The 25,764-nt window shown below is 65.8% G+C and carries 28 protein-coding genes; 16 read left to right on the top strand and 12 right to left on the bottom strand.

Annotated elements, in window-relative coordinates; genetic code table 11:
- Positions 1 to 248 precede the first annotated feature (248 nt).
- The 4 genes from OHA42_RS18630 to OHA42_RS18615 all read right to left on the bottom strand — a co-directional run bounded on the left by OHA42_RS18630 (position 249) and on the right by OHA42_RS18615 (position 2,660).
- Positions 249 to 374 carry a transposase gene (locus OHA42_RS18630; protein ID WP_406239458.1) on the bottom strand — a complete coding sequence of 42 codons (126 nt, stop codon included), beginning with the start codon at positions 372 to 374 and terminating at the stop codon, positions 249 to 251.
- 69 nt (positions 375 to 443) lie between these two features.
- Positions 444 to 1,256: a DUF899 domain-containing protein gene (locus OHA42_RS18625; RefSeq protein ID WP_406238747.1), complete on the bottom strand. Its 813-nt coding sequence runs from the start codon at positions 1,254 to 1,256 to the stop codon at positions 444 to 446.
- A 338-nt stretch (positions 1,257 to 1,594) separates the two neighbouring features.
- Positions 1,595 to 2,092: a hypothetical protein gene (locus tag OHA42_RS18620; RefSeq protein ID WP_406238745.1), complete on the bottom strand. Its 498-nt coding sequence runs from the start codon at positions 2,090 to 2,092 to the stop codon at positions 1,595 to 1,597.
- Positions 2,093 to 2,315: 223 nt separating this feature from the next.
- Positions 2,316 to 2,660, bottom strand: a complete 345-nt coding sequence (locus OHA42_RS18615) for a hypothetical protein (RefSeq protein WP_406238743.1) — start codon at positions 2,658 to 2,660, stop codon at positions 2,316 to 2,318.
- A gap of 858 nt (positions 2,661 to 3,518) precedes the next feature.
- Between OHA42_RS18615 and OHA42_RS18610 the strand changes: the two genes are divergently transcribed.
- Positions 3,519 to 4,163, top strand: coding sequence for a DUF4097 family beta strand repeat-containing protein (locus tag OHA42_RS18610; RefSeq protein ID WP_406236504.1), 645 nt, complete (start codon positions 3,519 to 3,521; stop codon positions 4,161 to 4,163).
- A gap of 56 nt (positions 4,164 to 4,219) precedes the next feature.
- Here OHA42_RS18610 and OHA42_RS18605 read toward each other — a convergent pair whose 3' ends face one another.
- From OHA42_RS18605 to OHA42_RS18595, 3 genes are all read right to left on the bottom strand, one after another.
- The gene (locus OHA42_RS18605; RefSeq protein ID WP_406238741.1) at positions 4,220 to 4,675 is read right to left on the bottom strand and encodes a GNAT family N-acetyltransferase; all 456 of its coding nucleotides are present in this window, start codon (positions 4,673 to 4,675) and stop codon (positions 4,220 to 4,222) included.
- 107 nt (positions 4,676 to 4,782) lie between these two features.
- Positions 4,783 to 5,502, bottom strand: a complete 720-nt coding sequence (locus tag OHA42_RS18600; protein ID WP_406238739.1) for a cation transporter — start codon at positions 5,500 to 5,502, stop codon at positions 4,783 to 4,785.
- Positions 5,502 to 5,831: an ArsR/SmtB family transcription factor gene (locus tag OHA42_RS18595; RefSeq protein WP_406238737.1), complete on the bottom strand. Its 330-nt coding sequence runs from the start codon at positions 5,829 to 5,831 to the stop codon at positions 5,502 to 5,504. Before OHA42_RS18595 ends, OHA42_RS18600 begins: the two co-directional genes overlap by 1 nt.
- A gap of 131 nt (positions 5,832 to 5,962) precedes the next feature.
- Between OHA42_RS18595 and OHA42_RS18590 the strand changes: the two genes are divergently transcribed.
- From OHA42_RS18590 to OHA42_RS18570, 5 genes are all read left to right on the top strand, one after another.
- A complete protein-coding gene (locus tag OHA42_RS18590; protein ID WP_406238735.1) occupies positions 5,963 to 6,577 on the top strand; it encodes a hypothetical protein in 615 nt (204 codons plus the stop codon).
- 81 nt (positions 6,578 to 6,658) lie between these two features.
- Positions 6,659 to 7,042 carry a hypothetical protein gene (locus OHA42_RS18585; RefSeq protein ID WP_406238733.1) on the top strand — a complete coding sequence of 128 codons (384 nt, stop codon included), beginning with the start codon at positions 6,659 to 6,661 and terminating at the stop codon, positions 7,040 to 7,042.
- 221 nt (positions 7,043 to 7,263) lie between these two features.
- Complete coding sequence (locus tag OHA42_RS18580) at positions 7,264 to 8,166, top strand: SAM-dependent methyltransferase (protein ID WP_406238732.1); 903 nt, start codon at positions 7,264 to 7,266, stop codon at positions 8,164 to 8,166.
- A 224-nt stretch (positions 8,167 to 8,390) separates the two neighbouring features.
- Positions 8,391 to 9,578, top strand: coding sequence for an Ig-like domain-containing protein (locus tag OHA42_RS18575; RefSeq protein WP_406238731.1), 1,188 nt, complete (start codon positions 8,391 to 8,393; stop codon positions 9,576 to 9,578).
- Between the two features lie 200 nt (positions 9,579 to 9,778).
- A complete protein-coding gene (locus OHA42_RS18570) occupies positions 9,779 to 10,471 on the top strand; it encodes a class I SAM-dependent methyltransferase (RefSeq protein ID WP_406238729.1) in 693 nt (230 codons plus the stop codon).
- Positions 10,472 to 10,618: 147 nt separating this feature from the next.
- Here the strand turns inward: OHA42_RS18570 and OHA42_RS18565 are convergent, their stop codons facing one another.
- Positions 10,619 to 10,924 (bottom strand): hypothetical protein, encoded by a 306-nt coding sequence (locus OHA42_RS18565; protein ID WP_406238727.1) that lies wholly within the window; start codon positions 10,922 to 10,924, stop codon positions 10,619 to 10,621.
- 206 nt (positions 10,925 to 11,130) lie between these two features.
- On the opposite strand from OHA42_RS18565, the gene OHA42_RS18560 reads away from it, so the two are divergent.
- The 7 genes from OHA42_RS18560 to OHA42_RS18530 all read left to right on the top strand — a co-directional run bounded on the left by OHA42_RS18560 (position 11,131) and on the right by OHA42_RS18530 (position 19,114).
- Positions 11,131 to 11,502 carry a hypothetical protein gene (locus OHA42_RS18560; protein WP_406238725.1) on the top strand — a complete coding sequence of 124 codons (372 nt, stop codon included), beginning with the start codon at positions 11,131 to 11,133 and terminating at the stop codon, positions 11,500 to 11,502.
- A gap of 19 nt (positions 11,503 to 11,521) precedes the next feature.
- Complete coding sequence (locus tag OHA42_RS18555; protein ID WP_406238723.1) at positions 11,522 to 13,906, top strand: beta-glucosidase; 2,385 nt, start codon at positions 11,522 to 11,524, stop codon at positions 13,904 to 13,906.
- Positions 13,907 to 13,940: 34 nt separating this feature from the next.
- A complete protein-coding gene (locus OHA42_RS18550; RefSeq protein WP_406238721.1) occupies positions 13,941 to 15,539 on the top strand; it encodes an MFS transporter in 1,599 nt (532 codons plus the stop codon).
- A 527-nt stretch (positions 15,540 to 16,066) separates the two neighbouring features.
- Complete coding sequence (locus tag OHA42_RS18545; RefSeq protein WP_406238719.1) at positions 16,067 to 16,465, top strand: molybdopterin-binding protein; 399 nt, start codon at positions 16,067 to 16,069, stop codon at positions 16,463 to 16,465.
- An 11-nt stretch (positions 16,466 to 16,476) separates the two neighbouring features.
- Positions 16,477 to 17,256, top strand: a complete 780-nt coding sequence (modA, locus tag OHA42_RS18540) for a molybdate ABC transporter substrate-binding protein (protein WP_406238717.1) — start codon at positions 16,477 to 16,479, stop codon at positions 17,254 to 17,256.
- Positions 17,253 to 18,068, top strand: coding sequence for a molybdate ABC transporter permease subunit (gene modB, locus OHA42_RS18535; RefSeq protein WP_406238715.1), 816 nt, complete (start codon positions 17,253 to 17,255; stop codon positions 18,066 to 18,068). Before modA ends, modB begins: the two co-directional genes overlap by 4 nt.
- The gene (locus OHA42_RS18530) at positions 18,065 to 19,114 is read left to right on the top strand and encodes an ABC transporter ATP-binding protein (protein ID WP_406238713.1); all 1,050 of its coding nucleotides are present in this window, start codon (positions 18,065 to 18,067) and stop codon (positions 19,112 to 19,114) included. The genes modB and OHA42_RS18530 overlap by 4 nt, the downstream gene beginning before the upstream one ends.
- A gap of 183 nt (positions 19,115 to 19,297) precedes the next feature.
- Here the strand turns inward: OHA42_RS18530 and OHA42_RS18525 are convergent, their stop codons facing one another.
- Positions 19,298 to 19,765, bottom strand: a complete 468-nt coding sequence (locus tag OHA42_RS18525; protein ID WP_406238711.1) for a hypothetical protein — start codon at positions 19,763 to 19,765, stop codon at positions 19,298 to 19,300.
- 508 nt (positions 19,766 to 20,273) lie between these two features.
- On the opposite strand from OHA42_RS18525, the gene OHA42_RS18520 reads away from it, so the two are divergent.
- Positions 20,274 to 20,633 (top strand): hypothetical protein, encoded by a 360-nt coding sequence (locus OHA42_RS18520; RefSeq protein WP_406238709.1) that lies wholly within the window; start codon positions 20,274 to 20,276, stop codon positions 20,631 to 20,633.
- Positions 20,634 to 21,072: 439 nt separating this feature from the next.
- Here OHA42_RS18520 and OHA42_RS18515 read toward each other — a convergent pair whose 3' ends face one another.
- Positions 21,073 to 21,978: an MBL fold metallo-hydrolase gene (locus OHA42_RS18515; RefSeq protein ID WP_406238707.1), complete on the bottom strand. Its 906-nt coding sequence runs from the start codon at positions 21,976 to 21,978 to the stop codon at positions 21,073 to 21,075.
- 185 nt (positions 21,979 to 22,163) lie between these two features.
- On the opposite strand from OHA42_RS18515, the gene OHA42_RS18510 reads away from it, so the two are divergent.
- Positions 22,164 to 23,084: a LysR family transcriptional regulator gene (locus OHA42_RS18510; RefSeq protein ID WP_406238705.1), complete on the top strand. Its 921-nt coding sequence runs from the start codon at positions 22,164 to 22,166 to the stop codon at positions 23,082 to 23,084.
- Here OHA42_RS18510 and OHA42_RS18505 read toward each other — a convergent pair.
- Complete coding sequence (locus OHA42_RS18505) at positions 23,037 to 23,444, bottom strand: RidA family protein (RefSeq protein ID WP_406238703.1); 408 nt, start codon at positions 23,442 to 23,444, stop codon at positions 23,037 to 23,039. The genes OHA42_RS18510 and OHA42_RS18505 overlap by 48 nt on opposite strands.
- A gap of 97 nt (positions 23,445 to 23,541) precedes the next feature.
- Here OHA42_RS18505 and OHA42_RS18500 point away from each other — a divergent pair, with 97 nt between their 5' ends.
- Positions 23,542 to 23,937 carry a winged helix-turn-helix transcriptional regulator gene (locus OHA42_RS18500; RefSeq protein WP_406238701.1) on the top strand — a complete coding sequence of 132 codons (396 nt, stop codon included), beginning with the start codon at positions 23,542 to 23,544 and terminating at the stop codon, positions 23,935 to 23,937.
- Positions 23,938 to 24,343: 406 nt separating this feature from the next.
- Here the strand turns inward: OHA42_RS18500 and OHA42_RS18495 are convergent, their stop codons facing one another.
- Positions 24,344 to 25,486, bottom strand: a complete 1,143-nt coding sequence (locus OHA42_RS18495; protein WP_406238699.1) for a prolyl oligopeptidase family serine peptidase — start codon at positions 25,484 to 25,486, stop codon at positions 24,344 to 24,346.
- Between the last annotated feature and the right edge of the window lie 278 nt (positions 25,487 to 25,764).

Below are 25,764 nucleotides of genomic sequence, written 5' to 3'. Positions count from 1 at the left end.
AGACAGCCGGGCCGAAATTACCCTCGCCTTCAATGGATTCACACCCGCAGGCTGGAAATACGATACCGAGCAGCCGCTGCTTTGGTAGTGCCACCTCACCCCGAACACAACGGTTTCGGTAGTTGCTCACCTCGTAGTCGCCGTACCCGCTGCTGGCGGTCGGGACGATATCGGCGGCGCGGACGGTCTGGGAATCGATCACGGCCGCGGTCGACACTGGGCCACGCCCGTCGGCCAGACGCGCACGTTCACGCAGCGCTGCGTAGATCCGGCACCACGCGCGCGCGGGTCCACCGGCGAAACATGGCGTAGACGGTCTGGTGCGCCGGGACGTCGGCCGGCAGGGCCCGCCAGGCGATCCCACCGCGAACCAGGTAGAAGATCGCGTCCAGAACCAGGCGCCGGTCCGACTTTTCGGGTTTGCCGACGACGACGAAGGCGTGTCAGTCGTGGCTGTGCCGGCCGAGGGTGTCCACCGGGGTCGCGCCGGGGCGGGTCCACTGCGGCACGGGGCGGCTGGTCGGGCCCCAGGTGGCAACACCGTCGGCGTCCGTGCGCCAGTACCAGCAAATCGGCGAGCCATGCCCACCGACCGGCGAATCGGCCTGAGGGGCCTCGGGCCAGCCCTCGGGGTTGTCCTCCCACGCCTCGCGGCGGCCGTAGGGCGTCATGTCGAGCAGGCCGAGGGACCCATTGATCGGCTCGTTGCCACGGCCCGTCGTGGAGTAGGTGAGAAACACGCGGTCGCCGTCGCGCAGGAAGCAGGTGATGTAACCCATGCTGCCGCCGACCGGCTCGTCCACGTCGCGCACCGAGTACCAGGGCTGGGTGTAGCCCATGAACTCGACGTAGGAGGCCACCTCGTCCCAACGGCCCGTGGTCAGGATGGCGAACGAGACGCCGCGGGCGTTGAGGTAGACGGTGTCCTTCAGGTGCCAGGCCGTGGTGGTGCAGCCCTCGCACTGCCCCTGGTGCGGCGCGCCGTCGTACCACATGTGCTTGTAGACCACGAGCTCGTCGCGGCCCTGGAACAGGTCCAGGAACGGGACCGGGCCGTCGGGTCCGACGACCTCGACCGTCCCGTCGAGCTCCACCATCGGCAGCCGGCGGCGGGCCGCAGCGAGGGCGTCGCCCTCGCGGGTGTGGGCCTTCTCGCGGACCAGAAGCTCGTCACGGGCGGTCTGCCAGGTGGCTAGGTCAACGACGGGCGGGCAGGCAGGCAGCGCGGTGGTCGGGTCGTTCGGCGTGGTCGTCATGGTGTCCTCCGTGGTGTCTCATACCGGGCAGAGTCGTACGACGTCCTACGACGCTCACCAGAACAGACTCGCGACCCGAGCGAAACTCGTCGCAGCAGGGGACGCCATCGGCCGAGCCTGCACGGACCACGTCAGCCTGACAAGTTCACAGACACGCTCTAAGTACGACGAGCTGCTGCCTTCGCGCCGCACGATCGATGCATCGAGCCCCAGTAGACGGCGACAGCCGGGTCAGCCTGACCGTACCGTGGTCAGGCTGACCCGCCCTGAACCTCGGCGGTCAGAGGCCTAACCTCACTGGCAGGCTGATGGTTTTCCGACCGTCCATGGGTGGTTATTCAGCTGGCGCAGGCAGTCGACTGGATGTTGGCCAGCGACAGGGTCTGGCAGGCCCACTGCTTCTGGACCTTCCACCTGCCGTTTTCGGCGACGAACGGCACATCGGCGATGTTCTCCTGGCCGTTGACGGTGAGCTTGGCCTTGGCGTTGAGGGTGTCACCGATGGGAGTGGCGACCTCGGTGACCTCCACCTTGGCACCGGTCTGCGTGTAGGCCTCGGCGAGGCGGCTTGGCAGATCCGGATCATTCTCGGCGCCTTGTACCATCTCCCGCTTCTCGGTGTTCGGCACGTTCGGGTCCAGCGCGTGACTCAGTAGCGTGTTCAGGTCGGCGGCGGTCGGGGTGGGCGGCAGCTTGTCGGCTGCAGGCGCCTTGACGCTGGTGGTCGCCTTGGTCGAGTTGGCGTCACTCTTCTTATCGTCGCTTCCACAGGCGGTCATGCTCAGGGCGGTGACGATGGCAAGACAGGCGAAAGCAATCCGTCCAGTATTCTTCAACTGCTCGTCCTTTCCTTCGCGTTCGAGTGGGTTCGTTCCGATCACCCGAGGCAGTGGCCACCCGAGCGGCGGCGCTGCACGAGGAACTCAGGCTACCCGTCAGATGTCCCTCTACCAGCTGAAACGCCACTGCCACACCGAGCCGATCCGCCGGGCCACGGCCACGGCGCGGATCGACAAACGCGATATCCGCCGGGGTGAGGGTGAAGTGTGGAAAAACTCCTTAGTTCGCGCCGGGCTCGGGCCACGCCGGCCCGGCCGCGGTGAGCGCATCCAGAATCCGGCGGACCGCCGCCGGATCCGCGTCCGCGATGGCCGCGACATCCTCGGCCGGCCACGGCCCAGCCCCGTGCCGGGCGACGATGTCGCGGATCGTACGTGTGACCTCCAGATCGTGCGCCTGCTCGGCCATCGGGCGCAACTCGGCGAGCAGTCGATCGAGCCACTCCGCATCCGCGCCACTTCGGCCGGGGCGGGCTCGTTCGGCACGCGACACGAGATCGTCGAGCACGACGGCGATCTGTCGAATCAGCTCACCGCGCGCCGCATCGTCCTCGGCCGTACCCACCCTCCGAGTGTGCGCCTCGAACTCGGATAAGTTCTCGCAATTTGTATGAGTGTGAACTCAGGCTGCGGCAGTCTTCCTGTGCTGGAAGGTCGGCTCGGGAGTTACAGATCTGAGCGCTGAGGTACCAATCCACTGACATTCCGGGCGAAGGCAGGCTCCACCAGGACCCAGGTTCACCATCCGCACTCGTTGGCATGGTCGAACCGGCGACGCATGCCCATTTCAGCTTGAACGGTGAGGCCATCCCAACAAGGAATCCGCTCTCGCGCTCAGCGTGACTCTCACCCCCGGCAACGCCGCCGCTGGACTTGCCCTAGCGTTGATCGCCTTGTTGGTTTGGGCCGCAGTCCTTTCCCGTGATCCGGACCGACGTGAGACAGCGCAGCGGGTGCCGGCAATGCTCTGGCGGCACAAGAACATCCCGACGATCAAGGCCCAGCAGATCGAACCGTCGAAGTCGCCAAAGGCCGCGCCACCGCGTGGGCGAAGCAGGCGTCGTCGTGGGCGCCGGCCTGAAGAGCTACCGGAACGCCGTTGAACGCGGTCGAAGAGGGTTGGATCCTCTGCGATGAGGTGCCTTCGCCGGTGTGGGGCGTTGCGTCGGGCCGGCACCGCTGCCGATGATCCCGCGAAATACACGGACCGGCGCCTGCCCACCCCTGCCTTTGTCCGCTATGACCAGGCCGAACACCGTGTCAGTGAGCCTGTCAGGTCGGTGTCAGGTCGGTGTCAACCCGGCCGGTGAAAGTAATTCCTGTCAACAGCACAGCAACCGCAACCCCCAGGGCTACGGAAGCGATGCGGGACGAACCCAGTTCACACACCGCATCCATTGCACACGTTAGAAGGAGTACCGCCATGCCCGCATTCGCGACACCCGAACCGATCACCCTCACCGTCGACGTGCTCTCCGCTGACGTCCAGGTCATCGCCTCCGACCGTAGCGACACCGTCGTCGAGGTCCGACCGGCCGATAAGTCCAAGAAGGGTGACGTGCGCGCCGCCGAGCACACCCGGGTCGATTTCGCCGCCGGCACCCTCACGGTGACAGCGCCGAAGGATTGGCGGACCTACACCCCGTTCGGTGGCAACCCGTCGATCGAGGTGACCATCGAGGTGCCCACCGGCTCTCGACTGAAGGCCACCGCCGCGGTGGGCCGACTGCTGGGCATCGGTGGACTCGGTGAGTGCGACCTGGAGATCGCCGCCGGCGACATCATCGTCGAACGCCCGCTCGGTTCGGTGACCGCGAAGGCCGCCAAGGGCGACATCCGTATCGACGAAGCCTCACGTGGTGTGCTGCGGCTGGAAACCTCGATGGGCGAGCTGGAGGTGGGTATCCGCCCGGGTAGTGCGGTGCGGTTGGAAACCAACACCTTGCACGGCAGCGTGCAGAACGTGATGGGACCGGTCGACCGACCGCGGGACACTGCGGACATCGTGCGGGTGGATGCACGGAACTCGTTCGGCAACATCATCATCCGGCACGCCACCGCCGCCTAACGCGGTAGGGGGTGGGCATGCGGCTCGGGGATCTCCGGCGAGGTGTCCGGCACCAATTAGGAGACGTCGCGACTCGCGATATCCAGCCGCATGGCTACCGCGTCGATACCGGGGGCGAAACCATCACGCTCGGTCCGGGTGGTCACGAAGCCCAGACGTTCGAAAAACGGGCTCGAACGTTGGCTGGTCTCCAGGAGGACACACGATGCCGAGCCATCTGCAGCAATCAGGTGCAGGCGCTCGTGGAGCAAATAGGCCCCGATACCTCGACGGTGTTCGGACCTGCTCACCATCCCCCAGCACAGCGATGACGAGCGGTCGGGGCGGAGCACCCATCCGCCACATGCCACGATGACACCGTTTTCCTCGATGACATGGTAGGAGCAGCGCGGGTTGTCGAGGAAAGTGTCGAACTCCGAAATCTCGTGGGGCGCGAAGAACTCAGGCGTGTTGCTGACAAAGATGCGCAGGCACTCGTCCTTGTCTCGTTCGTGGTATTCCCTGATCTTCACTCAGTGCACTCCGATCGATGGGTAGGCGTGTTGGGAGTCTCGTGGCTTCTCTGCACCAGCTGGAGAACCGAACGATTCCCAACAGTGGTTCTGGTCTGGACGATGGTTCAGTCACAGCAATGGCAGTTGTGCGTGTCTGCACGTCCGCTGGCCATGGCGCCGAGGGCGGTCGGTGACGGGCAGCAGGTATCGCCGCGCCAGGCATTGACGCCTTCCTTGACCGCGATCGCGGCGATGACCAGAGCCGCGATCGGGTCGGCCCACGACCAGCCGAGCAGGCTGTTGAGTAGCAGGCCGACCAGCAGCACCGCCGACAAGTACGTGCACAGCAGCGTCTGCTTGGAATCGGCGACCGCGGAGGCGGAACCGAGTTCACGTCCGGCGCGGCGCTGCGCGGACGACAGCACCGGCATCACTGCCAAACTCACTGCAGCCAGCACGATTCCGATCGTTGAGTGCCTGGCTTCCCCGATTCCGAGCAGGCCACGCGCCGAGTCCGCGGCGACGTAGGCGGCCAGGGCGAAGAAGGAGAAGGCGATGATCCGCAGCGCGATCTTCTCTCGCCTCTCGGGGTCGGGGCCGGCGAACTGCCAGGCGACCGCCGCGGCGGAGGACACCTCGATTACCGAGTCCAGGCCGAATCCGATCAGCGCGGTCGAGGAGACCCGGGCGCCCTCGCTCAGGGCGATGATCGCCTCGATGACGTTGTAGGTGATGGTCGCGGCGACGAACCAGCGGATCCGGCGCGACAGCACCGCCCGCCGCTGTGGTGAAGGACGAAGTGCGATGGCCGTCGGCAGCGACAGCATGCCCAGCGGAGCCGACATCAGCAGCACTCCTCTGAGTCGGCGACCGGGCAGCACGCCGGATCGACGGCCAGCACCAACCCGAGCAGATCACCGAGCGCGGCCCCGATGCGCACATCGGCCAACTCGTAGCGGCTGCGCCGCCCCTCGGGGACCGCAACGACCAAGCCGCACCCTCGGAGACAGGCCAGATGGTTGGACAGGATCTGGCGCGTCACCCCGATCAGCTCGGCCATGTCCGAGGGATAGGACGGGCCGGTGCGCAGGCTCAACAGGATCTGGGTGCGGGTCGGATCCGAGAGCGCGTGACCGAACCGGGCCAGCGCGTCACTGTGCAGTAACGTCTCCACACACAAACCGTACATCAAAATCTGTATTCAGCGGAAGATGGACTATCTCATTCCGGACAGGTGCGAGTCAGGGCACTCGGCTCCGGTCAGGACTTGTATCCGGTACCTGGGTACAGGTTTACCGTGGCGTCATGACGATCAATCTTGGTCCTGAGGGTTGGGTGCCGGATTCGTGTACGTTGCCGACCGTCGAGCAGCCGGTGCGGGTGGCCGAGTTCGACGGCTTCTTCGCCTCATCGGTGCGCGGGTCCACACGCCCGCAGCGGACTCGGCTGGATCTGGCGATCACCGACGGCGCCGAACCGGTCGGGCGCGACCTGGCAGCACAGGAGACCGCGTGCTGCTCGTTCTTCACATTCACCTTCGACACCGGCGAGACCGGGCCGGTGATGCGCATCGAGGTGCCGCCCGCCCGCGTCGAGGTGCTCGATGCTTTCGAGCAGCGGGCAGCCGCTTTGGCGGCGGCCGGTGAGCACCGGGTTGCGCAGCGGGCAGGTCACCGCGGCGGCGGGGGTCAATGTGCAGACACTGTGCCGCTGCTCGCCGCCGCAGGCATCACTTCGGGCGGGGTAGCGCTGCCGAGCATGTCGTGGCTCGAACCCCACGGCGTCACCTTGATCATCGGTGGGGTGGCCGGACTGTTCTGGGCCCGCAGCCGCCGCTCCGGATGCAGCGCCGAAAATGGTTGCGGCAGCGCCGGCGCCGAAGGCGCAGGGTGCGGGTGCACCATCGTAGCGGCGCGCTGACCGGGGATTCGTAGCTTGGCGACATGACCGTTGCGCCTACATCCATGTAAGCCATATTGGACACAACGGGAAGGACGACTGATGACCGAGACCAACCCCGGCGACGGCACTGAGCCGGAAGCGATAGCAGAGAAGCCGATCACCTGGAAGGCACTCAGAGCGCAGCAGCCCGGCGACGCCGAACGCGACGCCCTGCAAACGAGCTTGGTTGGACAGGCCCGCACGGTGCAGCGAAACGGCTGGGACGACTACCGCCATGCGTGGTCCAGTGGGGAGGTGGCCGGCGTTGCCTACTTGCTCGGTGACAGCGAGTTGCTCGCCGAACTCGACGAGACCGAGGGCACGGTGCTGAGCCGGTTCGCCGGAGACCTGTTCGGGTTCAACGGCGCCAGCAAGGACATCAAGGCCGGACTGCCCGCCACCCAGGCATGGTTCGCCGCCGCCCGCGCCCAGTTGCGCGACTAGCTTGCCGTTTAACCTGTGCGGCGCGGTCTCGGGGTGACGGATTTCGTTGCTCATGTCTTGCTGGGTGTTGCGATGTGCACGTCGTAGCGTGGGGTCGGGTGCTGGTTGTGGTGGTCCGGTAGGCCATCCGGAGGATTTCACCCCGCCGACCGTGCCTTCGGTGAAGTGAACGCCGCTATGGGGTTGATTGATGGAGGATTTCGCTGTCGCGGTGCGCTGGAATGACCGAGCTCGCCACGATCGGTACGTTGGCGAGCATGCGCACCGATGGAGATTCCTGGGACATCAATACCAGTGTGGGATCTACGGCGTTGTTCGTCGCGGCGGCTCGCGCGCTGGGCGGCCGCGCGGCCGATGCGCCGGCGGAGGACCCGTTCGCCGAGCTCTTCGTGCGGGCCGCGGGCGGGGAGTGGGCCGACCTGCTCGACGGTCGAGTGCCCGACCATCCATTGCTGACCCCCGAATTCGGAATTCAGTTCCAGCAGCATCAGGTCGCCCGCACCCGGTACTTCGACGACTACCTCTACGCGGCCGCAGCCGCCGGCATCCGGCAGGTGGTCATCCTCGCGGCCGGCTTGGACGCCCGCGCGTACCGGCTGCCGTGGCCCGACGGCACCGTCGTCTACGAGCTCGACCGGCCGCAGGTGCTGGAGTTCAAGTGCGAAACTCTCGCCCAGGCTGGGCGCCAGCCGAGCGCCGAGCGCCATGAGGTGCCGGTGGACCTGCGTGAGAACTGGCCGAAAGCGTTGTGCGACAGCGGCTTCGATCCTGCCCTGCCGACCGCGTGGCTGGTGGAGGGCCTGCTGATCTATCTGTCGCCGGCTGCACAGGACCAGCTGTTCGACGCCGTTGTCTCGCTCAGCGCGCCCGGCAGCCGGGTCGCTATCGAGCAGATGGATCCGCTGCCGGCGGAGGCCGCCGCCGCGATGGCCGAGCAGGACGACGCGGGCTCGGACTGGGTGCGGTTGATCTACAACGACCCCCGCGGTGAGGCCACCGAATGGTTCACCGACCACGGTTGGACCGGTGAGCGCGTCTACCTCGACGACTACATCCGCGACCTCGGCCACACGCCGGCCGCCGAGCATTCATTGATCAGCCTGGTCACCGTCGTGTTGCCCTGAGCCGGTTTCAGCTGACAGTTCGCGCCAACGGACCGTGTGACCGTCCGGGTCTTGCAGACCAGCCATGACCGTCTTGCCCGAGAACCCGGATCAATCGCGGAACGGTGTCGGTTGTGCGACGGATCGGTGGAGATTCCGCTCGTTGATGTCCCAGCAAGCGCGTAGCTATCACATGCTGACGGACAGAGATCGGCCCTGCTGCACCCAGTGAAGGGAGATACGCGGTGGCATTGGGACGTCGTCGGCTACTGATCGGCTTCGCCGGTGCGGGTGGCCTCGCCCTGGCCGGATGCGGGCTGCGAGAACCCGCGCCCCCCAAACCCGCCACAATCCGATTCGATCCCCCACCCGGCACCCACGACATCGATGCGCGGAGCCCCGGCATGGTCACGGTCACCGACGGGACACTGTGGTCGGTCGAATGGATCGACGAAACGGGCAGATCACTGCCGGGCGTACCGGCACCCGATCATCGAACCTGGACCAGCGCCGAACCACTCGGCTACGGACACACCTACACCGCGAAAGCCGTGGCACACGGCGAAACCGGTGATGTCACCGCGACGACAACCTGCACCACGGTGCAACCGCAACAGCTCATCGACGTCTCCCTGCGCTCCGCCAATCTCGTCGAACTGGCCGAAAACGACACCTACGGAGTGGGTTTCGTGCTCGTCGCCCATTTCGATGAACCCGTCGATCGGGCGGCTGCGGAACGCCATCTGAAGGTCACCACCCAGCCCGCCGTCACCGGTGGCTGGTACTGGCTCGACGATCAGAACGCACACTGGCGGCCGGCGCAATATCACGTACCGGGAACCAGGATCACGATCGCGGCCGAACTCTTCGGCCGCGCGCTCGGCGAGGGCCGCTATGGCCTGCGCGACCAACGGGTGTCGGTGATCATCGGCCCCGCGCACGTCGCGATCGCCGACGACGACACCAAACAGATCGAGGTCTTCGACAACGGGAACCTGGTGCGAACCATGCCCACATCGATGGGCAAGGGCGGCACCGCGGCGGTCGGTTCCAGATATCTGTCGTTCTGGACCCGACCCGGTGTCTACACCGTGCTGGACCGAAACGACCCGGTGATCATGGACTCCGCCAGCTACGGCCTGCCTACCAACTCCGGCGGCTACCGCACGAGCATCAACCACGCGGTCCGCATCAGCCACGACGGAATCTTCGTGCACGAACTGGCCGCAAGCATGTGGGCCCAAGGCAACACCAACGTCTCACACGGCTGCCTGAACATCTCCCCCAACGATGCCGCATGGTTCTACGACTTCGTCATCCCCGGCGACGTCGTCGAGGTCCGCAACACCGGCGGCGACCCCCTCGACATCTGGCAGAACGGCGATTGGAGCATCCCCTGGTCCGACTGGCTTCGCGGCGGCGCCCACACGTGACACGAAGGATTGCACTATCCCTCTCTCACCGGGATTCTCAACCCAAAAGACTGCTTGCCGCGGCCGGTGCCGGTCCCCGCGCCGAGTCGGGTGGCAGCATCCGGCGCGTCGATACCAACGACAGACTCATTCCTGAGCAGTCCGAGCGCGTCGCGGGCCACGTCCCAAACATGTATCAGGTTCCCTGATATTTGTGGGCTATGACTACCCCTCATGATTTCGAATTCGAAGAAATCTACCGAGGTACAGGGGGCCCGTTCGGGCCGGGCGTCAAGCCGCCGTGGAGTATCGGGGAACCCCAGCCGGAACTCGCCGCGCTGATCGAGCAGGGCAGATTCCATGGCGATGTCCTCGATGTCGGATGCGGGGAGGCGGCGATCTCGCTATATCTGGCCGAGCGGGGTTTCACCACCGTTGGCCTGGATCTGTCGCCGACCGCGGTCGAGCTGGCCCGAGCCGAGGCCGCCAGGCGCGGACTGGCCAATGCCTCCTTCGAGGTCGCCGACATCGCCTCCTTCACCGGCTACGACGGCCGTTTCGGCACCATCGTCGACAGCACGTTGTTCCATTCGATCCCGGTCGAGTCGCGGGAGGGCTATCAGCAGTCGATTGTGCGCGCCGCCGCGCCGGGCGCGGCGTATTTCGTGCTGGTGTTCGACCGGGCCGCCCTGCCCGAAGTGCCTGAACCGGGGCCATCGCCGGTCACCGCCGACGAGCTTCGTGAGGTGGTGTCGAAGTACTGGGTGATCGATGAGATCAGGCCGGCGCGAATCCATGGCAATCTGCCTGCGGAGTTGCCGGCGGACGCGGGTTTCCGGTTCGAGGGTATGCGCGACGAGCCCAGTGGCCGCAAGTCGGTTCCGGCCTGGCTGCTGTCGGCCCATCTGGACTGATCCCGCCACACTGGATCGTGGGGTCGTAGCCATCTCCCATGTCTCCCTGCTCGAGACGAGCATCCATTGCCATATGGACAGCCGATCCACCAGCGAGCCGACGCCTTGCCGGGACCACCAAATATGAAGGGACAGTGAGCGTTTGCGCTAACTGGAGGACAACGCTGCCAACACCGAGCCCGCCTCGGCCGCCATCGGCGACGCGGACACCCGCTCGACGACCGCATCGATCCACGAGTCCGCCAACAGGCGGACCCACAGGTCACGACGCAACCACCGGCCGTTGCAGCCTCGAGACTCCAGTTCCAGGCACATCCCGACCTGGTGACCGCGCGCCTTGCCTTGTACCGGCACCACGGCGCTGTTACTGCCGGTCGATACCGGTACCGAGGCCGTGGACAGCAACGCGTACGCCTGCGCCAGTTCCAGCACCTGGAACCCGGCCACCGACACCGGATCCACCGAGCGACAACGCCGGTGTTCACCACCCTGCTCACCCCGACGCAGATCCGCACGAGGCCTGCGCTCCGGTGCGGGTGGGCTAGAAATCACATCGAGGGGGACGTCGGCGACACCAGCCGGCGTGGGGTGTCTGCAACAGTCTGCAGAAGGGCGCGGCAAGCCTTGCCCAGCTACCGACAGACCTAACGTCCACAGTCGTGAGCAACAGAAGTCTCGTGTCCGGTCGCCGACTGCAGTACAGCGCCCCGCGTCGCGCTGACCTGCGTCGCACTGCTCGCCGCCGCGTCGACCGCGGTGACACCGGCTGGGTCCGCGCCCACCTACCAGCCCGGCGCTCCGATCGAAGCCGGCCATACGCGCCGGGCCCGTGGGCGATCGCTGAGCGCGCCGACCTCGACTACTGCAGCTCGACCGGCAACGGCTACGACATCTGGTATCCGGCCGACCTCGGCGCAGGCATGGACCGCTTGCGCGGCAATCGCGGCGCCCGCGCCGCATTCCCTTCCGGCACCGGCGAGTTCCTGCACAACCCCCACTGGTCCGATCAGGCCAGCACCATCACCCGCTGACAGACGGAGGCTGCTTTTCATGGAAGACCGTATCGAGGAACTACTGGCCAAGCTGGACCTGGCAGGCAAGCTGCGGCTGATCTCCGGCGCGAGCCTTTTCCGGATGGCCGGTGATCCCAGGATCGGGCTTGCGGAGATGCCGGTGTCGGACGGGCCGTCCGGCGTGCGCGGCGAGAACTGGGACGAACGTGATCCGTCGGTGAGTCTGCCGTCGGGCACGGCGGTTGCGGCAACCTGGGACCCGGCGCTGCTCGAGGAGATCGGTGCGCTGATCGCGGCCGAAGCCCGCCGCAAGAACGTGTACGCGGTCCTCGGGCCGACGATGAACCTGCACCGTTCCCCCTTGGGCGGCAGGCATTTCGAGTGTTTCTCCGAGGACCCGCTGCTCACCGCCGAGATGGCCGATGCGTATGTGCGAGCCGTGCAGACGCACGGGGTGAGCGCGTGCCCGAAGCACTACGTGGCCAACGACTCCGAAACCGACCGCTTCACCGTCGACGTCCACGTCGGCGACCGCGCGTTGCACGAGCTGTACCTGTATCCATTCGAGCGGACCGTCGAGGCGGGCGCCTGGATGCTGATGGACGCCTACAACGCGGTCAACGGCACCACCATGACCGAGAACCCGCTCCTCGACGAACCACTCAAGGGCACTTGGGGTTTCGACGGCGTCGTGGTCTCCGACTGGACCGCCGTACGCAGCACCGAGAGCGCCGCCAAGGGCACCGACCTGTGCATGCCGGGCCCGCCGTACCTGTGGGGTGAGCCGCTGGCCGAGAAGGTTCGCTCCGGCGAGATCGCCGAGTCCGCCATCGACGACAAGGTACGCCGCATCCTGCGTTTCGCGATCCGCGTCGGCGCCCTCGACGGAACTCCGCAACCGACACCGGTTTTCAGCGAACAACAGGCCCAAGACCTGGTGCGCCGGGTCGCAGCGCAGGCGATGGTCCTGGTGCGCAACGACGGAGTTCTCCCACTCGCACCGGACACGACCGTCGCCATGCTCGGCCCGTCGGCGGGCGAACCCCGCTTCCTCGGCGGCGGCAGCGCGACTGTGATCCCCGGCCACACCACCACTCCGGTCGAGGGCCTGGCAGGCCGACTGCCACTGACCCACACCGCGGGCGTCCACCTGTCCGAGGACCTGATCCCCGCTCCACTGACGATCATGACCGACCCCGAGACCGGGGAACCAGGACTGTCCGCACGATACCTCGCGGGCGACACGGTGCTCGGCACGCAGCATCGCACCACGAGCCGCCTGGTGCTGCTCGGCGAGCCGCTGGCAGCGCAGTCGAACATGGTCGAGTTGCATACCCGGCTGCGCGCCGACATGGCCGGTGCATGGCAGATCGGTTTCGGCGGCGTCGGCCACATCCGGCTCGACATCGACGGCGACACCGTGCTCGACGAGAACGTGGCGCTCGATTCCGGCGATCCGGCGGCGGCCCTGCTCAACCCGCCGCAGCGTCATGTGACCCGCACGCTCGCCGTGGGTGAAGAGGTCGATGTGCGGGTCGTGTCCAGTATCGAGGAGGCAATGCCCGGCCTGGGCATCATTCTCGGTGCGACCCTCGGTATCCGGCGCCCGCAGCGCGCCGACGACGACGAGTTCGCGACCGCGGTGGAGCTGGCGCGCGCGGCCGATGTGGCTGTTGTCGTGGTCGGCACCACCGAACAGATCGAGAGCGAGGGCGTCGACCGCACCTCGCTGCGGCTGCCCGGTCGCCAGGACGAACTGGTCGCCGCCGTCGCCGCGGTGAATCCGCGCACCGTCGTCGTCGTGAATTCCGGTGCGCCGGTGGAGATGCCGTGGCGCGACGACGTCGCCGCGGTGCTGCTGGGATGGTTCCCCGGTCAGGAGTTCGGCGCCGCCCTCGCCGACGTCCTCACCGGCACCGTCGAACCCGGCGGCCGACTGCCGACCACCTGGCCGAAAACCATGGCCGACGTCCCGGTGCTCGACACCACCCCGGTCGACGGCGTCCTGGACTACACCGAGGGCATCCACATCGGTTACCGCGCCTGGCTGCGCGCGGGCACCCAACCGGCCTACCCGTTCGGCCACGGACTCGGCTACACGACCTGGACGACCAACGATCTCGTCGTCGAAGGACGCACCGTCTCGGTCACGGTCACCAACACCGGCGTCCGCCCCGGCAAGCAGGTCATCCAGGCCTACCTCGCGCGCCCGAACAGTGCTATCGATCGCCCGGTCCGCTGGCTGGCGGGATTCACCGCCGTCACCCTGGCCCCCGGGGAATCCCGCACCATCGCCCTCCCCCTGCCCCAGCGTGCCTTCGAGCACTGGGGACCCAACGGCTGGGAAACCGAACCGGGCGAGTTCACCGTGCACGTCGGCACCTCCGTCACCGACCTCCCCGATACCGCCTACATCTACTGACCCGAACACAGTTCCCGAACAACGGAGTGTGGCCATGTCCACCAGTACCCCCCAACTCGACAACGACACCGGTCGCCTCGACGGTGCTTCGCGCGCACGGCTTTTCACGGTGCTGGCGGTGATCGTCCTGTTCTCCGAGATCGCCCCCATGCAGTACACGATCGTCGCGGCCGCCCTGCAGAAGATCGCACCGACCTTCCCCGGTATCGGTGCCAACATCAACTGGGCCATCATCGTTTTCGGCTTGATCGGTGCGGCCGCGTCTCCGCTGATCGGCAAGATGAGTGACGTCTGGGGCAAGAAGCGGATGTTCCTCGTCTGCGGCGCCCTGTTCGTCATCGGCTGTGTGCTCGACGCGACCACCTCGAACTGGGGCGTCTTCCTGTTCGGGCGATGCCTGCAGGCCACCGCGATCGCGACCGCGGTCATCGCCTACGGTCTGATCCGGGACCTGATGCCACGCAAGTTCGTGCCACTCGGCCTCGGCATCACCGCAACCGGCCTCGGTGTCTCCTCCATCGCCGGGCCGCTGCTCGGCGGTTTCCTCGTCGACAACTACAGCTGGCGCGCGATCTTCTGGTGCCTGGCCGGGTTCACTCTGCTGATGTTGCCGCTGATCTGGCTGATCGTGCCCGAATCCAAGCTGCGGGTCACCGAGCGCATCGACATCGTCGGCGCCGCACTGCTCTCCGGCGGCGCCGCTCTGACGCTGATCTACGTGGACAAGGGCCACGATTGGGGCTGGAGCAGGCCGACCACGCTCGCCTGGCTGATCGCAGGCATCGCTCTGCTCGTACTGTTCGTCGTCGTCGAAAAGCGCGTCTCGACACCGATCATGGACATGAAGCTGCTGTTCCACCCACGGGTCGCGCTGGTTCTGGCAGGCGCGTTGTTCGCGTCGTTGCAGATCGGGATCGTGTCCTACGCCATCGCCTACATGGCACAGACCCCCGACGAGGCGACGGTAACCGCCGGCGTACAACAGGGCAGCCTCGCCAAGGTCCAGGCGATGACCGGTCAGCCCTTGCCGCCCGAGGCGGTCCAGGTGACGCTGGACCCGGGTTACACCTACGGCAGCGGCTACACCCTGCTGGAATTCGCACTGCGGATCGCACTACTCGGCTCTGTGGTGACGATGATATGCGGCGCGCTCGCCGGACTGCTGGCCCGACGCATCGGCGCCCGGATCCCGTTAGTCATCGCCTTGGCCATCTTCGCTCCTTCCGGCATTGCCCTCGCACTGCTGCCCCACACGACCACGGTGTTCCTGGTGGTGAACTCCATCTTCAGCATCGGGTTCGGCTTCTACTACGCGGCCATGCCGATTCTCATGGTCGAGGCGGTCCCGCAGGAGCAACAGGGCATCAGCCTCGGCATGCTCGGCGTCATGCAGTCCATGGGCGTGGCCATCGGTCTCGCCATCGTCACCGCGTTCCTGCACACCACCGCGATGCGAGCGATGATCAGCGTCGGGGGCCAGCAGACACCGCCCACCCCGATTCCCGACATCTTCGGCGACCACGGCTACGAACTCGGCTTCTGGCTCTGCGCCATCGCGTCGACCGTCGCACTGATCCTGGCCGTGATCATGCGGCACGGCCGCACACCGGCTACCGGCGGCATCGCGCACTGACAGCCAGGCCGGTGGTCTTCGACCACCGGCCTCGTCACCGCAGCGTGAGCTCTGTCGCCAGGACCGCACGTTGCTCCGTCGCCTCGAGCGTGCGCGGATCCTCCGCACCGAACGCGTCGATACTCTGATCAACCTCCCACCGACACTGGGCGACGTATGGCATGTGGATGACTGCCGGGACCTGCTGCGCTCGTGGTTTGCGTTGTCGACGGATGCGGAGCTGAGATGGTCATGGTGGGGCCACCAGGCTCGATGCCGCCGACCATCTGCGCGGACTGCTGACCGAGTTCGGCGCCCAAATTCTCATCGGGACAGCGCGGGGAACGCTGGTCGAACTACTACCGCTACCGCAATGACAGCACCGCCACATGTCTTCCGCGCCGACACCGGCGTTTCCGCAGACACCGTGAGGTCCTGTTTCGAACAACTCTCACCGCTGGTAACCAGCGCATCCGCATAGATAACGATCCGCCGAAGCGCCTGCATGCGGCTATACATTCCGCGGATACGGCAATATGCTGCCACTCGTGTCGAATCTGCGGATCAGTGAAGTCGCCGCGCTCATGGGTGTCAGCGATGACACCGTGCGGCGGTATATCGATCAGGGCCGGCTGACCGCAATCCAATTGGACAACGGCCGCAAGGGCGTCAGCGGCCGCGAGCTCGCCGAGTTTCTGCAGGCCAACTCCGAAGCTCCGGAGCCCGGAGCCGCGGTGGCTGTCTCGGCACGGAATCGGATGCGCGGGATCGTGACGCGGATCGTCAAGGACACGGTGATGGCGCAGGTCGAGATGCAGGCCGGGCCCTTCAGGCTGGTGTCGCTGCTGAGCCGGGAATCGGTCGATGAACTCGGTCTCGAGGTCGGCAGCGTCGCGGTCGCGTCGGTCAAGTCCACTCATGTTGTTGTTGAAGTCCCAGAAAGTTGATGAGTATGAGGATGATTCGCTCCCTGAGTGCTGTTGCCCTGACCGGCGCTGTCGCGTTGACGGTGGTCGGCTGTGGGTCGGACAAGTCGTCGGACCCAGCGCCCACCGACAAGATCTCCGGCACGGTGACGGTGTTCGCAGCTGCGTCGCTGACCGAGACGTTCACCGAGTTGGGCAAGCAGTTCGAGGCCGCGCACCCCGGCGTCAAGGTGGTCTACAGCTTCGGCGCGAGCTCGGCACTGGCAGAACAGATCAAGCAGGGCGCCCCCGTCGACGTGTTCGCATCGGCGGCGCCGAAGAACATGCAGCAGGTCGTCGATGCTGGCGATATCACCGCCAAGCCGGTGACGTTCGTGCGCAACCGCCTCGAAATCGCGGTCCCCAAAGGCAACCCCGGCCATATCACCGGACTCGCCGACTTCGGCAAGACCGAACCGAAGATCGCGCTGTGCGCCGAACAGGTGCCATGTGGTGCCGCCGCCAAGACCGTGTTCGAAGTCGCTGGTGTCACCCCGCAGCCCGACACTCGTGAGGCCGACGTCAAAGCAGTGCTGACCAAGGTCACCCTCGGCGAAGTCGATGCCGCGCTCGTCTACCACACCGATGTGAAGGCCGCGGGTGACAAGGTGGAGGGTATCGACTTCCCCGAGGCCGACAAGGCGATCAACGACTACCCGGTCGCACCGCTGGCCAAGGCACCCAACTCCGCGGCCGCCGCCGCATTCGTCACGTTCATCGAGTCCGACCAAGCCCACACGGTGTTCACCAAAGCGGGATTCGACAACCCGTGACCCGAGCGTCGGCGCGACGGCGGGCAGCACGAGGGCGGCGACCGCTCATTCTCCTGCTGCCCGCTGTCTGCGGTTTGGCGTTCCTGTTGCTGCCACTGGCTGGGCTGCTGCTGCGCGCACCGTGGCGCAACATGCCTGATCGGCTTTTCAGTGCCGAAGTCGGTCAGGCACTGCGTCTTTCGCTGGTGTGTGCGAGCTTGGCGACGGTCGTCTGCCTTGTGCTCGGTATCCCCTTGGCGTGGCTGCTCGCTCGCGGCGAGGTACCAGGGCTCGGGTTCGTGCGAGCTTTGGTGACGGTTCCGCTGGTGCTGCCGCCGGTTGTCGGCGGTGTGGCATTGCTGCTGGTTTTGGGTCGGCGCGGGATCTTCGGCCGCCATTTGTACGAATGGTTCGGTGTCTCACTACCTTTCACCACCGCCGGGGTCGTAGTTGCCGAGGCATTCGTAGCGATGCCGTTCCTGGTCATCTCCGTCGAAGGTGCACTGCGCGGAGCCGACCCCCGCTACGAAGAAGCCGCCGCTACCCTCGGTGCATCGCGCTGGCTGACCTTCCGTCGGGTCACCTTGCCTTCGGTGATGCCGGGTGTGATCGCGGGCGCGGTGCTGTGCTGGGCCCGTGCGCTCGGTGAGTTCGGTGCCACGATCACCTTTGCCGGCAATTTCCCCGGTAAGACGACGACGATGCCGCTGGCGGTATATCTGGCCTTGGAAACCGATCCCGAGGACGCGATCGTTCTCAGCCTGGTGCTGCTTTTCGTGTCGGTGGTCGTACTCGCGGCGCTGCGAGACCGGTGGACACGAGGTGCTGTATGACCCTGGATGCCGAAATACGTATCACCCGAGACAGATTCGAACTCGAGGTTACCGTCACCGTGGCACCCGGCGAGGTTGTCGCACTGCTGGGTCCCAACGGTGCAGGCAAGACCACCGCGCTGCGGGCGCTGGCCGGACTCACCCCGCTCACCAGCGGCAGCATCCGTCTCGACAACAGCACTTGGGACGCACCGCCGAACCTGTTCGTTCCCGCGGAGCGGCGAGCGGTCGGCGTCGTGTTCCAGGATTACCTGCTGTTCGCGCACATGTCTGCCCAGGACAACGTCGCCTTCGGGCTACGTGCCCGCGGACAGCACCGCCGCGCGGCCCGTGACCGCGCCAGGATTTGGCTCGACCGGGTCGGTCTCGCCGACCACGTACACGCCAAACCCCGCGCATTGTCCGGCGGTCAAGCGCAACGCGTTGCCCTCGCACGCGCGCTGGCGACCGACCCGCAGCTGCTGCTGCTCGACGAACCGCTGGCCGCACTGGACGCCAGCACCCGTTTGCAGGTTCGCTCCGACCTCGCCCACCATCTCTCCGACTACACCGGGCATACAGTGCTGGTCACCCACGACCCACTCGACGCGATGATGCTCGCTGATCGCCTCGTCATCCTCGAAAACGGCGCCGTCATCCAAGCAGGACCACCCAGCGAAGTCGCCCGTAGACCACGCTCCGAATACGTCGCAAACCTGGTGGGCCTCAACCTCTATCGCGGCACAGCTCACGGCAACACTGTCGACCTCGACGACGGCGGAACACTCACCGTGGCCGAACCAGCCCAGGGCGCAGTCCATGTCGCGTTCCCTCCCACCGCGGTGAGCCTGCACACCGAACAACCAACAGGCAGCCCGCGAAACACCTGGCCGGTCACCATCATCGGGCTCGAACAGCACGCCCATACCACCCGAGTCCGCCTCGACGGCAGACCCTCGGTTCTCGCCGACGTCACCCCCGCAACCGTCGCCGACTTGCGCCTGCAGACCGGAGTGCTGTTATGGGCCGCGCTCAAGGCGACCGAAATCCACACCTATCCAGCATGATGCGGCGCGACGCGACGCCGGATGGAACCCGTCCCAGTTCGTCAACATTTGGATTCGAAATATCGAAACACTGAACATTGCTGAGTCGGAATATATTTCAGCTCGACCCGCAGAAGCCCGTCGACTGTCGGGGCGCGCCGGGACATAGGTTGTGCATCGGCGGGTCGCCCGGCGCTTCTCCTGTCACGAGCGTTCCGCCGTTCCCGCGCCGTCGTTGCGGGCTTCGACAGCCTTGACGGTCTTTTCGAACGCATGTTTCAAGACGCCCTGGCCGACGGTTCCGACCACAACGCCGAGCACCCGCCCCGTGAGGTTCTTGCCCTCGCGCACCACGACAACATCCACATCGGTCGTCCCGTCGGGCCGGCGTGTGAAGGTGTATGTGTGGCCGGAGTGACCGCCCCACAGGTTGGAGTCGGTGGTCGTCATGACGACGCGGTTGGGGTCTGACCAGTCGTAGTGCAGGCGTTCCCAGATACCGTGCGAACCCTCGGTGACGTCGGCCTCACCGAGGCCCCGGGCGTGCACCTCGAGGTATTGGTCGGTGCTGTTGCCGAACAGCTGTGAGCGGCCGGGCCCGAAGTCGGTGAGCGCCGCGACGAACTGCTCGGGCGTCGAGCTCGTCGTCTCCTTGAAGTGAATGGTCGACATGTTCGCTCCTTTGCTTCGACAGTGACGGGGTCAGGGAACAGCACCGTCGCGATAACCGGTGCGCCTATCTGCGGTTACTTCGCTACCGCGCGTTCTCAAAGTAGGCCCACGTGCCGAGATGCCACGCTCGATCGCGCGGATTCTCTGACACCAGGCATAACGGTTCCATAAATCACAACCAGGGGATTCACCGTCTTCGTTTGGTCGGCAGCAGGTGTGAACGACCACACTTTCCCCGGTTGGGTATCACCGCCACATATTGGTCACGAGTCGGCATCGCCTATGCGTTCGATTTTCCGTGCTGCGATCAAGGTTTCCTCGAAGCTCTACATCTGACAAACTTTCCGCAACTGGAGTTATCTATAACTATCGCTAGCGCTTGTGATGCTTACCCAGATGCCCTCGGCGTACATCACGACACAAACTCTCGCCGACCACGGCGACACGTGAACAACGATGCCCGCAGATCCACCCCTGGCCGACCGGGGCGGCCCGCTTGGAGAACATCATGGTCACCAGAGCCTCCATACATTCACTCGATGCCTTTACCGCCATCGGCGACCGGAGCCGGGCCAGCGCCCGCAGTCGACAGCTGCCGCAGCAGCGCAGAATCGATGACGAACTCGCACCACTGGGAATACCAGCCCTGACACTGGGAATGATGCTGATCGGCGCCGGGTTGGCCTTCCTGCCGCTGACGATAGGGTGGGCTGGCGACTATGGCCCGCTGATGGTCTACACCGCCTACATCCTGTACCTGAGCCTCGCGATAGCGCTGAGCATGTGGGGTGTGCGCCGGGTCCGCGACCACCGCAGATTCGTGTCCTACACCAGCGATGCAGTGCAGAGCGCCCTCAATCGAAGATGAAAAGGCTCTAAGACTGGCAGCATCCCCCACGGTGGCACAGTCGCGGCGGACAACCTCGTCGATCGACATGGTCACACCGGGTCGCCGTAGCATTCGCCGAAATCGGGTGGCAATCCGTAAGTTGCTGGTATAGGCCAGGTTTCGTGTTCAACCTGCGATGTCTGGCCGACAATCCAGACACCATGCCTGTTCGGTCTGGGCTTCCACCCACGCGGGCCCGAATCATGCCTTCGTGGGTGTAGAGCGTGCGCACGCCGCCGTGATCGGAGCCGGATCATGGCGGCCGGTGCACTCGTAGCGCCTCGATCGCAGTACCGGGTTGCGTGTCGCTCGCAATCGCTTGTGTCCATCCGCCTTTGGGCTCAAACGTATCCGCCTCGTGTCGACTCAGGACTGCGGATAGACCTCGGTCGTCGACTCGATCTCGGGGCTACCGACCTCAGTGGTCGCCGGTGCGATGCGCAGCGCAGAAGCAGCCGACGCCGTTGCGAATCCATTCCCGCCCGGACCATTCCGGATGTCGCTCGATCATCAGTGCCGAAACCTCTTCGGCGATAGTGTCTTCGATCAGTGCGCCGTCGCGCCGAATCCAGGTTTCGTCGCGCAGCAAGCGCAGGTAGTCGCCGACATCGGTGAGCAGCTGAGGGCCACCGATGTCGCCATGGCCGGGTACGACGAGGCGCGGCCGCGTGGCCGCGAGCCGGTCCATTACGGCGATCCATCCCACACCGGAGACGTCGGTGTCATGGGGCGGAAACCACGGGAAGATCGCGAACTGGGCGGCCTCGACAAGATCGCCGGTGAACAGGACGCCCTCCTCGGGCAGTTCGACGACCTGGTCGCCTTTGCTGTGCGCACGGCCGGTGCCGCGCATCCGCACGATCCTGCCACCCAGGTCCAGGTCGTAGGTGCGGTCGTAGACGACATCCGGTTCCGGCAGCTGTACGCCGTCGAGGCGCCGGGCCACCGATTCGCCCAGCCCGCGGAACATTTCGAGGTAGGCCGCGCCCTTGTATCTCAGATCGTCGGCTTGTGCCCGGTTCACCAGGTAGGTCGCCGCACCGGCGAAGCTATGGGCTCCGAACGCGTGCTCGGGATGGAAGTGTGTCGTGGTCAGGTACAGGCGACGACCTTGGGCATAGTCGGCGGCGAACCTCAGCACGGTTTCGGCATTGGTAGGGCCCATGCCGGTTTCCACCACCAGGACCGCCTCTCGGCCGCCGATGATGCCCACATTCGGCACGAGCGGAACCCTCCGGTCGCCGATGACCACAAGGTCTGCGACGAGTTCATGAATGTCGGTGAGCTCGACGACGGGGTCGGGCAAGGCGAACGACGCTGTCATTTCGGATCCCTGAGTGTGTAGGTGTCTGGGGGCGGTGCCTGTCGCATCCAGTTCAGCGCCAACCGATGCAGACAGTCCAAGACCTCTTACGTTCGACCGATACCACCCGGGTATCGGCGCTGCTCGGACGGGTGAATCGGGCGCATGACGTATCCAGGCAAATAGTGCGGGGTATCGTGCGCAGGATGGAGCTGCGGACCCTGCGCTACTTCGTGGCTGTCGCCGAAGAACTACATTTCGGGCGGGCCGCTGCCCGGCTCCACATGACCCAGCCACCGCTGAGCCGCGCCATCAAACAACTCGAACTCGACCTCGATTGCGAGCTGCTGCACCGCTCTTCGACGGGAGTGACGCTGACTCCGGCCGGGGTCAGCCTGTACGAGGACGCGCAATCACTGCTGGCTCGCGCCGAACAGATCCGCGCGCGAACCACCGCCGCGGCCGGTCCCGCAACGCTGACCATCGGCACCCTGACCGACAGCGCCGAGCAATCCGTAACCCGGTTGGCGGACGCCTACCGGCAGCGTCACCCCCACGTACGGATCCATATCCGCGACGCCGACTTCACCAACCCGACCGCCGGATTACGTTCCAGCACAGTGGATGTGGCACTCACACGAGCACCGTTCGACCTGACGGGGCTCACCGTTCATGTGCTCCGGTCGGATCCGATCGGGGTGGTACTGCGCGCCGACGACCCGCTCGCGACCCGCGAGCAGCTGCACCCGAGCGAGCTCAGCGATAGGCGGTGGTTCCGACTCCCTGCCGACACTGATCCATTGTGGCGCGCATTCTGGACACCACCGAACAGCCAAGGCAGTGACGGACCGGTTGTGCGCACCGCCAACGAATGCCTGCAAGTCGTGCTCTGGAACGGCACCGTCGGCCTCACACCGCTGTCGCACCCACTGCCGGACGGTCTGGTGGCGGTCCCGCTGGCCGATATGCCACGCAGCGATCTCGTACTCGCTATCAGGAAACACGACCATCGCCCGCTGATCCGAGCATTCACCCACACTGCCGCCGAGCTCTACCGCGAGATCAGCCACACACCGGCTTCAGCCCAGGATCGCGGTAGCCGTAACCTCGATCAGGTGGTCGGGTAGGTCCAGCGCCGCGACGCCCAGCGGTGTGGCCGGTGGAGCCGCAGTGATCCCCAGCCGGGCGAATGCTCGTGCGATACCCTCGCCGAGCGTGGGCATTTTGTCGGGAGTCCAATCCGCCACGTAGGCAGTCGGATTCGCGATGTCGTCGAAACTGCCACCAATCTGGGCCAGGGCCTTGCCGATATCGAGGTAACACTGCTCGACCTGCGCGGCGAGGTCACCCACGCCGACCGTGTCCCCGGCGGCGTCCCAGGAGAGCTGCCCGGCGATGTGGACAAGCCGAGACCCGGTCGCCATCGACACTTGCCGGTACAGATCGATTTCCGGCAACCCGTTCACGCTCGTCAGTTCGATGGCCATGCTGCGCAATCCCCGTGGTTACTTGTGGTTACTAGAAAACCGTAGGAGAGTTGTCGCTGACGTCGAAGAACACACTTTTCGGTGACTGGGGAACCTGATGGGAACCAAGCAGTTCCAGAGCCCGCTCGATGCAGCGGATGTGACGCGCGCGGATTCGCTGGCGCGCGAGATCTTGTCCGAGGTCGCCAACAAGTGGGCGTTCCTGATCGTCGACTTGCTGGGTGAGCGCACCCTGCGCTTCAGCGAGCTGCGCAACGAGATCGAGGGCATCAGCCACAAGATGCTGACCCAGAATCTGCGCATGATGGAACGCAACGGCCTGATCGAGCGGACCGTGTACCCGACTGTGCCACCGCGTGTGGAGTACACCCTCACCGAGCCGGGACGGGTGCTGCGGGAGACGGTGCACGGCATGTGCGACTGGACCCACCGATACCTCGGCGACCTCGAGGCCGCCCGCAGCCGCTTCGACAAGGCCGCAGGACTCGGATGAATCCGCCTTCGTGACCGCCGGCCTCGGCCGCGACAGCGCATGTTGCTCAGCCGAAGTAGTGGCCCTTGTCCAGATCCTCGATCAGCCCCGGCTGAAACCGGTCGCCACTCGAGCAGCTCGCGGGTCAGTGCGCTGGAGGCGGGCTGGTCGACGGCAAGCATCCCGCCGAGGAAACCGACGTCCTCGGCCGGGATGGAAGCGGGCGGCAGATTCAGCGAAAGCGACCGGGAACTGGACGATCTGATCGCCGTGGCCAAAGAGACCAGCCCGACCATGCGCTGGGCTTGCGACCACGGCCGCTATGTCATGGATGTCCGAACCGACCGCAAATTCCTCGCGGCCTGCGCGGACGCCCACTGTCATCGCCCCGAAAACCCTGCTGACCTTCACCGAGGAGGAGGTCGCGCTATCCGGCGAGGTGCCGATAGAGGAAGTCCACCAGCCGACCTGCGACTTCCCGCGTAGTCCATTGCAGTGAGTTCTGAGGGTTTCCGGTGAACGCGACATCGCCGTGGGCGGCACGGTCGACCACATAGCGGGTGCTGTCGACGCCCGCGGCACGCAGCGCGTTGTGGAGAACGAGCGTCTGACTCGGAGAGATGGTGGTGTCGGCGTTGCCGTGGAAGATCAAGAACGGCGGGTCGGTCGGATCGATGTAGGTGACCGGGTTCGCGCGCGCGACAGCCGCAAGGTCGGCCGCCAATGATGTTGTGCTGGTGGGGCCGCCGACGTATTTCGCGGTCGAGTCGAGCAGCGGCTGCATCGCCCGCTGGGTGTCGGGGTCGAAGTCGGCCAGCAGTCGCGACAGGTCCGAGGCTCCGAATTTGTCGACCACCGCGCGCACGTCGCTGCGCTGGTCGAGATCGGCGCCGATATCGAAACGCTTGTCGCCGTTGGTGACTCCCGCCATGGCGGCGAGGTACCCACCTGCCGAATCACCCCAGACGCCGACCGCGTCGGAATCGATGTCATAGTCGGCGGCATGCGCCCGCAGATAGCGGATGGCGGCCTTGACGTCAGAGACGCTATCGACGTATGTCGCGCCATCAGGTTGGACCCGGTACTGGATACTCGCGACGACATAGCCCGCCTCGGCGATAAAGGTGCGTAGGGCGAGATTTCCACCCTTGTCCGCCATCATGAACCCGCCGCCGGGCACATACACGACCAAGGGCTTCGGCCCGGCCGTTCGCGGCACCTGGATGTCCATCGCCAACCGCCTGGTGCCACCACCGGTCAGCGGGACCGTGGCGAACATGACGTCGGTGTGAGTGCTGGTGGGAGTGCGTCCGCACTGGATCTGCGGCTCGGTACCGGGTGTCAGCAGCGTGCTCGTGCTCGTATCGACCGGCACAATAATTCGCGAAGTCCCGGCTCCGGCCGGAGCGGCACCACGCCCATCCCCCGAATCGGGCGGCATCGGACTGCTCGGGCATTCCGTCATGGCCGCGGACGTCGGCGACGTGGTGTTGGTGACACTGCCGCATGCCGCGGTTGTCAGGGTGATCGCAATGGCGGCGACCAGCGAGGCAGCTATGGCCCGGTACATCGGCAAATTCCTTCCTGAGACCGGAACGGCCGTGTTCCCCTCCCCGAAGAGGATGGCAGGAAACCCGAGCCTACCGACGGCGCTACGGCCGTCCGGCTGTCGATCAGACCCCGGCGGCGGCCTGCTTGATCAGTGGCCACGCCCTCCGGCTGCAACTCACGGAGTGCGGCGAACTCGGTCTGACGGCCGATCAGCCTGGCGCAGTGCAGGACCGGGCCCTGACCTGCCACGTGGCAGTTCACCGGGACTCCGTCGACTGTGATGGTGGGTTTGCCAAA

Origin of the sequence: Nocardia sp. NBC_01009 (assembly GCF_045208035.1) — a bacterium.
In the GTDB taxonomy this organism is placed as follows: domain Bacteria; phylum Actinomycetota; class Actinomycetes; order Mycobacteriales; family Mycobacteriaceae; genus Nocardia.
This window is presented reverse-complemented; position numbering and strand designations above follow the sequence as displayed.